The sequence below is a fragment of the Microcystis sp. M015S2 genome (assembly GCF_020245945.1).
Lineage (GTDB): Bacteria > Cyanobacteriota > Cyanobacteriia > Cyanobacteriales > Microcystaceae > Microcystis.
The window spans coordinates 1-12,161 of the sequence record NZ_JADBTX010000021.1 but is presented as its reverse complement, the minus strand read 5'-3'; the positions used below and the strand labels follow the sequence as shown (position 1 = coordinate 12,161).

General features: G+C 44.1%; 11 protein-coding genes and 1 pseudogene. 4 read left to right on the top strand and 8 right to left on the bottom strand.

The features are described 5' to 3' along the window. Positions 1-119: pseudogene (locus IM473_RS22475) on the bottom strand (IS5/IS1182 family transposase); the annotation flags it as partial. A 166-nt stretch (positions 120-285) separates the two neighbouring features. On the opposite strand from IM473_RS22475, the gene IM473_RS05190 reads away from it, so the two are divergent. Continuing rightward, positions 286-600, top strand: a complete 315-nt coding sequence (locus IM473_RS05190; protein WP_287660172.1) for a DUF433 domain-containing protein — start codon at positions 286-288, stop codon at positions 598-600. A gap of 22 nt (positions 601-622) precedes the next feature. Further along, positions 623-793 carry a hypothetical protein gene (locus IM473_RS05185; protein WP_287660171.1) on the top strand — a complete coding sequence of 57 codons (171 nt, stop codon included), beginning with the start codon at positions 623-625 and terminating at the stop codon, positions 791-793. Positions 794-876: 83 nt separating this feature from the next. Here the strand turns inward: IM473_RS05185 and IM473_RS05180 are convergent, their stop codons facing one another. From IM473_RS05180 to IM473_RS05170, 3 genes are all read right to left on the bottom strand, one after another. Next, complete coding sequence (locus IM473_RS05180) at positions 877-2,082, bottom strand: argininosuccinate synthase (protein WP_287660170.1); 1,206 nt, start codon at positions 2,080-2,082, stop codon at positions 877-879. Between the two features lie 162 nt (positions 2,083-2,244). Then, positions 2,245-4,236: a DICT sensory domain-containing protein gene (locus IM473_RS05175; RefSeq protein WP_287660169.1), complete on the bottom strand. Its 1,992-nt coding sequence runs from the start codon at positions 4,234-4,236 to the stop codon at positions 2,245-2,247. Positions 4,237-4,628: 392 nt separating this feature from the next. Further along, the gene (locus tag IM473_RS05170) at positions 4,629-4,763 is read right to left on the bottom strand and encodes a hypothetical protein (RefSeq protein ID WP_002736350.1); all 135 of its coding nucleotides are present in this window, start codon (positions 4,761-4,763) and stop codon (positions 4,629-4,631) included. 82 nt (positions 4,764-4,845) lie between these two features. Between IM473_RS05170 and IM473_RS05165 the strand changes: the two genes are divergently transcribed. Further along, on the top strand, positions 4,846-5,784 hold the full coding sequence (locus IM473_RS05165) for an SGNH/GDSL hydrolase family protein (RefSeq protein ID WP_287660168.1): 939 nt from the start codon (positions 4,846-4,848) through the stop codon (positions 5,782-5,784). Positions 5,785-6,331: 547 nt separating this feature from the next. On the opposite strand, the gene IM473_RS05160 is transcribed toward IM473_RS05165, so the two are convergent. Continuing rightward, entirely contained in the window at positions 6,332-7,459 is a 1,128-nt protein-coding gene (locus IM473_RS05160) for a 5-(carboxyamino)imidazole ribonucleotide synthase (RefSeq protein WP_287660167.1), read from the bottom strand. Then, positions 7,456-7,965, bottom strand: coding sequence for a pentapeptide repeat-containing protein (locus IM473_RS05155; protein ID WP_002760385.1), 510 nt, complete (start codon positions 7,963-7,965; stop codon positions 7,456-7,458). The genes IM473_RS05160 and IM473_RS05155 overlap by 4 nt, the downstream gene beginning before the upstream one ends. 270 nt (positions 7,966-8,235) lie before the next feature. Here IM473_RS05155 and IM473_RS05150 point away from each other — a divergent pair, with 270 nt between their 5' ends. Next, positions 8,236-9,099, top strand: coding sequence for a branched-chain amino acid ABC transporter permease (locus IM473_RS05150; protein WP_287660166.1), 864 nt, complete (start codon positions 8,236-8,238; stop codon positions 9,097-9,099). Positions 9,100-9,226: 127 nt separating this feature from the next. Here the strand turns inward: IM473_RS05150 and IM473_RS05145 are convergent, their stop codons facing one another. Together IM473_RS05145 and IM473_RS05140 are read right to left on the bottom strand one after the other, a co-directional pair. Further along, a complete protein-coding gene (locus IM473_RS05145) occupies positions 9,227-9,610 on the bottom strand; it encodes a DUF4346 domain-containing protein (protein ID WP_008197426.1) in 384 nt (127 codons plus the stop codon). A gap of 433 nt (positions 9,611-10,043) precedes the next feature. After that, positions 10,044-11,438 (bottom strand): DUF2252 domain-containing protein, encoded by a 1,395-nt coding sequence (locus IM473_RS05140; protein ID WP_287660165.1) that lies wholly within the window; start codon positions 11,436-11,438, stop codon positions 10,044-10,046. Positions 11,439-12,161 lie beyond the last annotated feature (723 nt).

Genomic DNA, 12,161 nt, shown 5'->3' with positions numbered 1-12,161 from the left:
TTCCGATGTATAAGTTTTCCAAGTGCCATCAGTTGTTCTAGTTGTTGGTAGTCAATTCCTAATAGTCTTTTAGTTTGTTTCGGATATTTTTGAATGTATTCCCAAGTGTAGTTTTTCATGGCTTTTTTTGAGTTACTATTTGTTTTATTATATCCTATTATTGTGATTTAATTAAATTATGGAGAGGTCTATTGGGTATAGACAAGTAGCTTAAGCCGCTTGTCTCAAGAATTTGCGGCAATGAGGTAGTATAATTTAAATGTGTCTTAGCTTAACCCTCTCCACATGACAACAAATCTCACAGACTATAAACATATTTCAATTGATCATCGGGGAGTACCAATAATTGCGGGTTCTACCCTGAAAGTGATTGATCTAGTTATGGCACAAATAGCTTACGGTTGGACTCCAGAAGAAATTCACATTAACCATCGTGATTTAAGCATGAGTCAAATTCACTCAGCATTAGCTTACTATTGGGAACATAGAGAAGAATTAGATCAAGCTATCCAAGCTGATTTAGAATTTGCCAAAAAAATGCGAGAAAAAGCCGGAGATTCTCCCTTTGTTACCCGACTTAAAGCACAGGGAATAAAGTAGTGAATCTCAAACTTTATCAAGAGTGATTTTTAGCCAAGATAGCGATTTTTTAATAGAAGCTAGTCGTCGTCAAACAGAAGGAATTGAATTTATAGGGGTTGTTTACGGTCATCAATTAATGGTATCTATTGGGGACTGTATTAGAGATTTAGAATTAATTGCCAAACTGGGAAAAAGTGAAGACTTAATTTAAACGATCCCCCCTGCCCCCTTAATAAGGGGGGATCGGCGGGGGAATCTGAATTAACACCCACTTACTTAGGGGAGGATTGTTGATTACTTCCCTCTAGTTTTTTCGGCCCAAACTTTGCTGGGTAATCCCCAAACATAGATGAAACCTTCGGCAGCTTTATGATCAAATTGATCCTCGGCTCCGTAGGTAGCTAAATCGGGAGAATAGATAGAATTGACTGACTGACGACCGACCACTTTAGCGTTACCTTTAAACAGTTTCACTCGCACCGATCCCGTTACCTGTTCTTGAGTTTTGATGATAAAAGCATCGATCGCTTCCTTGAGGGGACTGTACCACAATCCTTTATAAATTAACTGTCCGTAGGTATCTTCAATTCCCCGTTTATATTGGGTAACATCTCCAGTTAAAGTCAAACTTTCTAAGTCCCGGTGAGCGTCAATTAAAACTAATAAAGCCGGGGCCTCGTAAATTTCTCGGGATTTAATTCCCACTACCCGGTTTTCGATCATATCTAACCGACCAACACCGTGTTTACCCACTAGGTCATTTAATTGACTAATTAGCGTGACAGGATCGAGATTTTCTCCGTTTAAACTGACGGGAATTCCCTGATTAAAACCAATATCGACGTATTCCGGCTCGTTGGGAGTATCGGCGATCGCTTTGGTCATTAGATAGATTTCTTCCGGGGGTTCCGTCATCGGATCTTCCAAAGGACCAGCTTCAATACTGCGCCCCAACAGGTTACGATCGATACTAAAAGGCGAGGATTTTTTCACGGGAGACTCAATCCCGAATTTTTCCCCGTAGGCGATGGTTTCTTCCCGGCTCATGCCCCATTCCCTGGCGGGAGCGAGAACTTTTAAACTAGGATTGAGGGCCATAATGCCCACATCAAAACGCACTTGATCGTTACCTTTGCCGGTGCAACCGTGAGCGACGGCATCGGCCCCGTATTTCTCGGCAGCCTCTACTAATAATTTAGCGATTAAAGGACGAGCCAGGGCGGTAGAAAGGGGATAACGATTTTCGTAGAGAGCATTAGCTTGAATTGAGGGAAAAGCGTATTCTTTGACGAATTCTTCCTGAGCATTGACTACTAAGGATTCGAGCGCTCCGCAGCGCAGGGCTTTTTCCTGAATCGGTCCTAACTCGTCTCCCTGTCCTAAATCGGCGGCTAGGGTAATCACTTCTTCTACTCCCCATTCCTGTTTGAGATAGGGAATACAGACGGAAGTATCGACTCCTCCGGAATAAGCTAAAACCACTCTCTTGGCGCGTCCCATAATTTTTTCACCTAAAAACGACTAATTGATTACTCTTTTAAGTTTATTATATATCTTGGGGATTGGATGCTTCTTTTTTAATGCTTTTTTGTTTAGTTTTTGATGAAGAAAAGGAATAGTAAGTCACGAGCAAAGAGCCAAAACTAAACAGGCAACCGTCCGCTATTTACGTTTACTGGCAGCACGACGGGGGGATTTTTTCGGAGCGGTATTTGGGGGATTATCGTTAGTTTTATCTTTAAATATTGGAATAGTAAAATGAAACTGACTGCCGTTATTTTTGCCCCTCGATTCTGCCCAAATTTCGCCGCCCCAACCATTAACGATCTGACGACAGATAGCCAGTCCTAAACCGGTTCCCCCGGCACTGCGTCGCAGGGCCCCCTCCTCTTGGTAAAAGCGATCGAAAACCTGTTCTAAAAGATTGGGTTCGATCCCGCGTCCAGTGTCAGAAATGGTTACTTCTAGAGTTTTTGGCTTTCCCGAAGCGACTTCGATCGAGACATTTCCCTCGCGACCGGTAAACTTACAGGCATTATCGAGAAGTTTGGAGAGTAATTCCACTAACCACTCGCCATCGGCTAAAACAAAGGGCAGATTAGGGGGGACAAGATTGCTAATTTTTGGGTTGTCGTTGTCGAGATTGCGGGAGTGAACGTGACTGATGGCTAATTCCACACATTCCGATAAGGATAAAGCTTCGGGATTCCAATTAACCCGGCCACTTTCTAACCTAGAAAGAGTTAAAAAATCTTGGATTAATTTACGCATTCGTTCCGCATCTTTCAGGGCAGTATCAAGCATAATTTGGCGCATTTCCCCCGGCATATCCGGTTCCGAGGCCAAACTTTCTAGACAGACTTGAATGGTGGACAGGGGGGTGCGTAATTCGTGGCCGGTAATGGCGACTAAATTAGAACGAGTGCGATCAAGGGCGGCTAATTGTTCATTTAAATCCTGTAAATTAGCGTAGGCTTCTGCTTGAATGAGGGCGACTCCGATTTGAGTGGCCACCGCGTCCACCAGGGCGACATCCTCGCTTTTCCAAGTGGTGGTATAGGGTCCACAGTGATGCAGTTCCAACATTCCCAAGAGACGACTTTGGTAAAAAATCGGTACTAATAACCAGGAATAGATGGAACATTCCCGCACCAGATTTTGAATGGAATCCCCGGGGAGACGGGGATCGTGAATAGCGTCTTCAATTTTCAGGGATTCTCTCAATTCCAGCGCTTCCTGAAAAAGAGGATTATTTTTCAGAGGCCATTTTTGTCCTTTGATGGAACTAATGCCGGAGTTTAAAAATTCGTGTTCGATGGTGGCGTTAATGTCGGCCTCATGACAACGATAGACCACGCAGCGACAGACTCCCAATCCCTGCCCCAATTTCTGCACTGCCACCTGGAGGATGGCTTCCGGGTCGAGGGAACGACGGATCGCCGCTGTCACCGAGTTGATCAGTCTTTCCTTGTGTTCTTTCGATGCCAAGGAACGATTGGCTTTCAGCAGTTTATACTGTCCCGCTTGCAAATAAGTGACCAATCGCTGGACAAAGGGATCTGGTTCCTCTTGATGATCCCTGTCCGTCAGTTCACAGATCAGGTATTCTTCTTGGGCGCGCCTAATTTTCTCCGCTAGTTCGGGACGATAATCGAGAATATGATTTAAAAGAATTTGGGCGGCCTGTTGACTCACATGGCGATCGCTCGTCCAAATCCCCTCAAAACGGCGATTATTATCCATAGCTGCCCCATTTTCCCCCTCTGCTGTCAGATGGGTTCGTTCCCGACAGATTAAACAACTAGCATAATGGCGACTGATAACCACTAGATGCCATTCTTGGGCTAAACTGTCGTCCGGTTGAAAAGCGATCGTCTCGTAAACGTCGGAACTATGCTTAAAATCGGTTTCTGGGGCCGACAAAACATAAACTTGCCCGCTTTTGTGGGCAATGCGTCGATAGCGATGGGCCTCTTGACGATAAAAGCGCTCACGCTGAAAACTGGCAATCACTAACGGTTGATCGTCTTCCGCTAAAACCTGATCCTCCATGGCGTGGGATAGCGCGGTCAGGGATGCTTTGAAGTACATCTGCGATCGCAATTGAGGGAGTAACTGCAACAGTTCTGTTAAAACAGAAGTTGATCTGCTCATCGATGATCTGTTTCGAGTCGGGTGTAACTAGCAAGCGCGATAGAGGGAACTAGCAATTTCTCCCTTGACCCTATCCTACAGGCTCAAGGGGACAAGAGGTGAGATCGTGATGGCAAGAAATTTAAACCGAGTGATGCCAAAAGTGAGCGAAATTATTCTAGCTAACTAGAGGTTGCTGAATAAATCTAAAAACCTTGTTGGGTAAGACTTTTAGACTTTTGAGAAATCAAAAAGTGCCAGCCATTGCGGAGATCGGGGGGAAAATTCAGGTACTTTTTCCCTGAAAATTAGGTAATTTACCAGATGAAAATGGGTAAAACCCTACACCCTACACCCCACACCCCACACCCCACACCCTGCCCCCAGGAAAAGCTTTTTGCCGCAAACCCTAACTAGATGTAGGCGACTTTCATTGCCCAAAGGATCAGAGCAATAATACTACCGATAACGATAATGGACGATATCGCCACTACTGCTGGTTTATCGGCCCCCTCGAATTTCATAATGCCACGATTTAAGTCTGACATTGCCCTTAACTCCTTTTCATGAGATGGATGTGGAAAGTATGAGACACTTTAGGATCATAAATTAGCGAACTCTCATCTATCCGTGTTATTAGAAATTGGTATCATTCGGCTGTCTTTAATCATTCTAGGCGTTCTTTTCGCCCTTGCCCTTTTCCTTGAGGCTATTTTAAGAATTGTCTTCGGGTTCGGTAATCCGCTTATTTACGAAGCCGATGCCGAAATTGGCTATCTTTTGGCTCCTAATCAACAAACGCGCCGGTTTTCCAATTTTATCGCCGTTAATCAGTATTCGATGCGGAGCGATCCGATTACACCCCAACGGCCTCCAGAGACGACGAGAATACTGTTAATCGGTGATTCGATCGCTAATGGCTCCTGGTGGACAGATCAAAAAGAGACCATTTCTGCTTTAATCGCCAAAAATTTAGGACAGAATCTGACGGGTTCGGTGGAAGTTCTCAATGCTTCGGCCAATTCTTGGGGACCGCGCAATCAATTGGCCTATCTGCGACGTTTCGGCACCTTTGAATCTCAGGTGATTGTGTTATTAATGAACACCGATGATCTGTTCGCTTTAGCTCCTAGTTCGGCGGTGGTGGGACGAGAAATTAATTATCCCGCTCGCCGGCCAGCTTTAGCTTTAATCGAATTATATGATCGATATTTTAAGCGTTATCCTCCCCTACCACCAGTGCAAGAAGGGGGCGATCGAGTGGGCAATAATTTAACCGCTCTTGCCCAAATTCAAGCCCTTGCTCAGGCTAATCAAGCCGGTTTAATTATCGCTATTACCCCCCTCATTCGCGAAGCTCAAAAACAGGGGCGAGATTATGAATTAAAAGCCCGTCAAAGACTAGCGGATTTCACCAGCAACCAGCAGATTTTTTATCTAGATTTTCTGCCCATTTTTCAAGCTCATCCTAATCCTGATTCCCTCTATCGCGATAATATTCATCTTAGTGGAGACGGTAACGAGTTAATTAGTCAAAAACTGACCGAGGCAATCAAAAATGTCTTTTAATTATGGTTGGCTGAATCAGTTATCAGTTATCAGTTATCAGTTATCAGTTATCAGATGTGAGTTTTCAGTTCACATCCTTATCAGTAAACAGTTATCAGTTCACTGTTTACTGTTTACTGAAAATACTCCCCACTCCCCAAAATTATAATTCATATATCAGTTCACATTCTTATCAGTTATCAGTTCACTGTTTACTGAAAATACTCCCCAATTCATAATTCATAATTCATAATTCATAATTCATATATCAGTTATCAGTTCACTGTTTACTGTTTACTGTTTACTGTTTACTGTTTACTGTTTACTGTTTACTGAAAATACTCCCCACTCCCCACTCCCCAATTCATAATTCATAATTCATAATTCATAATTCATAATTCATAATTCATAATTCATAATTCATAATTCATAATTCATAATTCATAATTCATAATTCATATATCAGTTATCAGTAAACAGTTATCGGTTCACTGTTTACTGTTCACTGTTTACTGAAAATACTCCCCACTCCCCAATTCATAATTCATAATTCATAATTCATAATTCCCTAACAACCATACCAAAGCTTTTCTATCTGTTTTGCTAGGGCCAATAACTCAGAGCGATCGCTTGTATCCCTTAACAGGGTGACATGGCCTAATTTTCGACCGGGACGGGATTTTTTACCATACCAAAAAACCTGAGCGCCGGGGATTGCCGCTAAAATTGCTCTTTTTTCGCCATAATCGCCGTCACTATCCTCAAAACCCAATAAATTAACCATGACTGCCCCGGCAGATTTTAAATCCGTGGCTCCAAGGGGCAAATTAGCCACTGCTTGCAGTTGTAGGGCAAATTGGGAGGTAAGACAGGCAGAAAGGCTGTAATGACCCGAATTATGGGTACGGGGAGCGATTTCATTAATCAATACCTCTCCCTGCGGAGTGACAAATAACTCTATCCCGAAAACACCCACCGCCGACAAACTACTTAACAGATGATGGGCGATAGATTCGGTTTGAGCCTGTAAAGATTGGTTAAGAGCGGCGGGAGCGATTACCCAGTGACAGACTTGCTCCTCTTGATGGGTTTCCACCACGGCATAGGTGACGATTTCCCCAGTTAATCCCCTAGCGGCAACGATGGCTAATTCGCGCTCGTAGGGAATATAAGCTTCTAACATCAAGTCAAGACGCTCTAATTGCGGCTTTTTGGCGTTTAATTCTTCAGGAGTGCGGATAATAAAGGTTCCTTGACCATCATAACCGTGTCGTCGCGCTTTCAGCACTAGCGGAAAAGGATAATTTTCTAATTGGGATAAATTATCTATCGCCCAAAAATCAGGCACAGGCAACCCTAGAGAGCGTAAATAACATCTTTGCTCGTATTTATCCAATAGGGGGCGCAGATTTGCCAAACTAGGATAGAATTGCACTCCTGTGGCCGCTAATTCTTCTAGGGCATCTAAATTAACAAACTCATTTTCAAAAGTGATCAGATCACAATGTTGAGCTAGTTTTTTTGTGCCTTCCACGTCAGCTATTTCGGCAAAAACAACCCCGTCAGCTAAAGCAACGGCGGGATCGTCGGGGTGTGGTGTTTGTACAATTAGAGAAATGCCTAATTTCTTGGCTTCCTGTGCCATCATCCATGCTAATTGTCCACCACCAATAACACCAACCCTTGTTTGCATCATTGATCACATCCTAAAGATTCTGGAGTAGAGACGCCGGTTTTTGAGTTGACACCCTCGGCTCTTTCACAGAGATTTTTGATTTGTTGAGCGTCAAGCACTGCAAAACTAAAATCAGCACCGTTGATATTGACTCCCTCGAAAATGGTACGCAGCATGATCGCTTCGGCAAAAATGGCATCGCTTAAATCGGAATTTTTAAAGGTACTGAGATAGGCTAACCCATTGGTTAAGTCCGCTCCATGAAAGTTGCCTTCGATGATAGAGGCTCCGTTAAACACTGCCCCGCGCAAATCGGCAGAGCTAAAGTTAGAGTCTTGCAGATTAACGTTAGTAAATTGGGCAGATTGCAAATTTTGTCCCGAAAAATCCTTTCCTGTCAGATTCTGGTTTTCATAACTGGCATTGGCTCCTGTGACAGCAGCAGAACTGGCCGCTAAGGCATTGACAGGAGATAGGATAAATAGTAATGCAAAAAAAGCGATCGCTAATCGAAAGATAGTCTTCATTGGCGGAAAATTCCATCAGTGGGCATTCTTGATTTTATAGCAGTAAGCCATCAGCCGTCAGCTTTTCGCCGGCCGCTAGAAATTGCTGGCACACAAACCTTTATAATGGCTGTCTAGGCTTATACTGCCATGCAATTTGGTCTAAACAAAAATATTTAAGCTACAGTCCCTCAGCTTTCAGTTAAATAAGGTAAAAGACAAAAGTTAATTAATTTTCTCTCTCCTGACTCCTATTTCTAAGGACAATTTCTGATTTATACAAGAGGTTTGATGGATACACCGCAACTTTTATTCAATGGTTTAGCCGTCGGCAGTATTATTGCTCTGGCTGCTGTTGGGTTAACCCTTACCTGTGGCATTTTGCGTCTGTCTAATTTTGCCCACGGCGATTTTATGACTTTGGGTGCTTACATAACTTGGGTGGTAAATGCTCAAGGGATTAATCTCTGGTTAGCGATGCTGGTGGGGGCAGCAGTGACAGCTATTGCCATGCTCATTGCCGAGAGATTATTATGGAAACCTATGCGCGATCGACGGGCCGATTCTACCACTTTAATTATTATTTCGATCGGTTTGGCTTTATTTCTTCGCAATGGTATTTTAATGATCTGGGGCGGTAGTAATCAACGCTACGATCTGCCTGTGATGACCGCTACAGAAATTTTTGGGATTAAAGTAGCTTTTGATCGCTTGTTAGTTATTGGTTTGGCAATTATAGTTATTATTGCCCTCCATTTGTTATTACAAAAAACCAAAATCGGTAAGGCGATGCGTGCCGTAGCTGATAGCACCGATTTAGCTAGAGTAACCGGAATTAACGTCGAATGGGTTGTTTTCTGGACATGGATAATTACGGGAGTTTTAACTGCTTTAGCCGGAGCGATGTTCGGGTTAATTACTGGGGGAGTGCGTCCCAATATGGGCTGGTTTTTAATCTTACCAATGTTTGCGTCCGTGATTTTAGGTGGTATTGGTAATCCCTACGGAGCGATTGCTGGGGCTTTAATTATTGGTGTTGCCCAAGAAATTAGTGTTCCCTTAATTGGTTCTGATTATAAATTAGCCGTGGCTTTATTAATTATGATCTTGCTGTTATTATTCCGTCCCCAAGGTTTATTTAAAGGCACGGTTTAACAGTTATCAGTTATCAGTTATCAGTTATCAGATGTAAGTTTTAAGTTATTTATCTTCATCTTTATCCCTGTTTACTGTTTACTGGACGGCTACGCCGTGCCTTTGGCAACACTGAAAAGCCCAATCTTTAATCCTGAATATATTCTTCCCCGGTGATTAAAGCGTATTCAGCGCGGGTGAATTCTCGACCTAAATAAGCAGCATGATCGAACATAGTAATCGGACAAGGTTGGGTTTCTTCGATCACTTTGACGGCTAATTCTTTGGCAGTTCTGGCAGTGTAAATAGTCTCAGGATTGCGATCAAGTTTTTGCCTAACACCGATAACTTTTCCCGTTTCTGGATCGACGGCTAAACCTTTTTCATTGATAATATTGCTGTAATGTTTGGCACAGATTAACCCTGCTTCTCGGTCGAGATAAATAATAAAATATCCTGCGGGATCGAGAGCGATCGGACGTTTGGAAAGTTGATTATCAATAGCCGTGATTTGGGATTTTAATTCGCTCATTTTCTTGACAAAATTACTTAAATATGTAGATGAAAGCAAGAGCAAATTATATCACATACCATCATCCTTTTTCTAGAGCATTTTGTAGATATAGGCCGTATTTTCTGTGAGCAAATCTGACCTACTGAGCAATCATACTAAATCCTGTTTAAAAAGTATAGGAGAGTGGGGAAGGCCAGAACAGGGAGAAACAATCCATAACTTGAGAGTTAATCAGACTATTAATACTAAATCCGTTGAGTATAGGCTACTTATGAGGACAGGCAAAGGGCAAGAGGCAAGAGGCAAAAAGGGGAATAAATAATCAGTCTTTAATAACCGGATTTAGTATAAAAACGGATTTGGTATCACACCAGCTGCAATGTGGGGGCGCAAAGCTCGCGCCCCTAATCTAAGGTCAAGAAATAACAGGCTGATAGCTGAGAGCTTAACCCTATAAATCTTCTTCTACCAAAGCCTCGACCCGTCCTGTTTTGACCGCTTCCACCAAAGCGGCGTGATCTCGTTCTGTCTGCTCGGCATAAGCGATCGCAAATTCGCCCATGGCTAGATCGAACTGATCTCCTTTTCCCAAATAACCGCTAATGGTGGCCGCATCTCCAGATTTAGCGTGGGCGCGGGCCAAAGTCCAGCCACAGAACTCGGCGTAGCGTTGCAGTTGGACGGCCGATACTCCTTCAATGGGTAGGGAAAACTTCATATCCCGTAGTTGCCGTAAATAGAAGTCTTTCCCCCCTCTTCCCCGGGTCCAGCCCAAAAATATGTCGCTAGAGGATTGCATCAATCTCTGGCCTGTAACTACCCGTTGTCCCTGATTTTCGTACTGGCTCTTGGCGGTATAGGGTTCCAGAACCGAAGGGCAGGCTTCCTTAACTTGTAGGATGAGGGGATGGTTATCTTCCGAGAACAATAGGGCGATATAACATCTGGTGCCGACACTGCCAATGCCCACCACTTTCAGGGCAAAGTCCTCTAATTGGTAGCGATCAAAGAGGACTCGGCGTTCCTCCGGCAGGGATTGGCGATAGTCTTCCAGACCCTCGCGCACGATAGTCTCCCAATCCGGTTCGTTGACATGGTAGAGAATAGGCGGCTGATCGACAAAGCGATTGCGTCCGCCGGTTTGGGTGACGATCTTGGGGTAGAGATGTTCGATGATGCGCTCGCGGGCTTTTGCCATTATCTGTTCCCGTATCTTCCGCGTCTTTTCGTCGGGAGACATCTCGATCGCCTGTTCTGCTCCTATGCGCGTGTACCATACCTCTAAGGGACTGAGGCGAGAATATTCCCGCAGGTGTTCTCGATAGGAACGAGCGCAATCGATCGCCGCCGCCTTCGATTCTTGATCGGATAGATCGCTATCCCTGCCGGCGATGACAAAACTGACCACGAGACGCTTGATATCCCATTCCCAAGGCGCGGGCAGCGTTTCGTCGAAATCGTTAATATCGAAGACTAAATTGCGTTCGGGGGTGGCAAAAAATCCGAAGTTCAACAGGTGGCAATCCCCGCAGGCCTGCACGATAATGTCCGTTTTGGGAGTGGTGGCCAGATCGTAGGCCATCAAGGCAGCGGAACCGCGCAGGAAGGTAAAGGGACTCCGCAACATTCGTCCGTAGCGGATGGGAATCAATTCCTGTAATCGCCCTCGATTTGATGCTTCGATGATTTCGATCGGCTCTCGACCAGCTGCGGGGGGTTGCCAGACAGCGTGGCGAGAACGCGGCAATCGCTCCCGCAGGGATTTACCGATCTGGATGCGTTCCTCCCGTGAACGGAATCGAGCTTGAGAAGGTGAGCGGATAGGGGTTTCTATTTGGTGGTTCATAACGACTTTTTCCCCTGAATGAGATTAGATCCCTTGCTGTTAGATGACTAAATGAATACAAGCAATAGGAAATAGATAAGTTAAGACTGATGGTTCCCCGAATGGGATAACTTTCTAACATTTCCCCCTTTAGAGATAGCTTCTGATGCTCGGTTCAACAATTAATCTTCACTCGTTTCTTATCCGGGGAAGATCAACATTATCGATGATACATTTTTTTCTGAAATGGCTATCTCTTAAATTTGCCTAACTTTTAGCCCAATGGCAGCCCTACTGTTTCAATTATATCTTGCTCAAAAATTGCTGGCGGAATGCTCGTAACAAAATTTTATCTAATGGTCAGCCTTCAGCCAGGGGCTAAACTCTCGCTCTTTTGTCGGGAAAAGGGGGGTATATTTCAGGTTAAAGGTGAAAATTTACCCCTTGCCCGACTTCTGTAAGAAGTTTTCTGTTTATTTTTTTGGGTAATGATTTGGTAGTATTAGTTTAGGTCCGTGAACCGAGAATTTACCCCTAGATTGTCTAGAAATGAGCGATGAAAGTGTCAATCTTGAGCAGGGGATGATGGGGGTGGGTTACGATGTTGACATCCTCGCCGCCCTAAAAGTGCGGCGATTCCTAAACCTCACGATTTAAGTTTCTGCTTCCACCACCGTCGCATACCACAGTTAAAAAACCATGTACTGTCTTACACAGAGTCCACAGACTTTCGCCCCATTTCAG

Excerpts from the sequence above, each read along its gene's own strand:
- IM473_RS05190 (WP_287660172.1), top strand. The coding sequence starts at position 286 with ATGACAACAAATCTCACAGACTATAAACATATTTCAATTGATCATCGG.
- IM473_RS05180 (WP_287660170.1), bottom strand. The coding sequence starts at position 2,082 with ATGGGACGCGCCAAGAGAGTGGTTTTAGCTTATTCCGGAGGAGTCGAT.
- IM473_RS05175 (WP_287660169.1), bottom strand. The coding sequence starts at position 4,236 with ATGAGCAGATCAACTTCTGTTTTAACAGAACTGTTGCAGTTACTCCCT.
- IM473_RS05170 (WP_002736350.1), bottom strand. The coding sequence starts at position 4,763 with ATGTCAGACTTAAATCGTGGCATTATGAAATTCGAGGGGGCCGATAAA.
- IM473_RS05160 (WP_287660167.1), bottom strand. The coding sequence starts at position 7,459 with ATGATGCAAACAAGGGTTGGTGTTATTGGTGGTGGACAATTAGCATGG.
- IM473_RS05155 (WP_002760385.1), bottom strand. The coding sequence starts at position 7,965 with ATGAAGACTATCTTTCGATTAGCGATCGCTTTTTTTGCATTACTATTT.
- IM473_RS05150 (WP_287660166.1), top strand. The coding sequence starts at position 8,236 with ATGGATACACCGCAACTTTTATTCAATGGTTTAGCCGTCGGCAGTATT.
- IM473_RS05145 (WP_008197426.1), bottom strand. The coding sequence starts at position 9,610 with ATGAGCGAATTAAAATCCCAAATCACGGCTATTGATAATCAACTTTCC.
- IM473_RS05140 (WP_287660165.1), bottom strand. The coding sequence starts at position 11,438 with ATGAACCACCAAATAGAAACCCCTATCCGCTCACCTTCTCAAGCTCGA.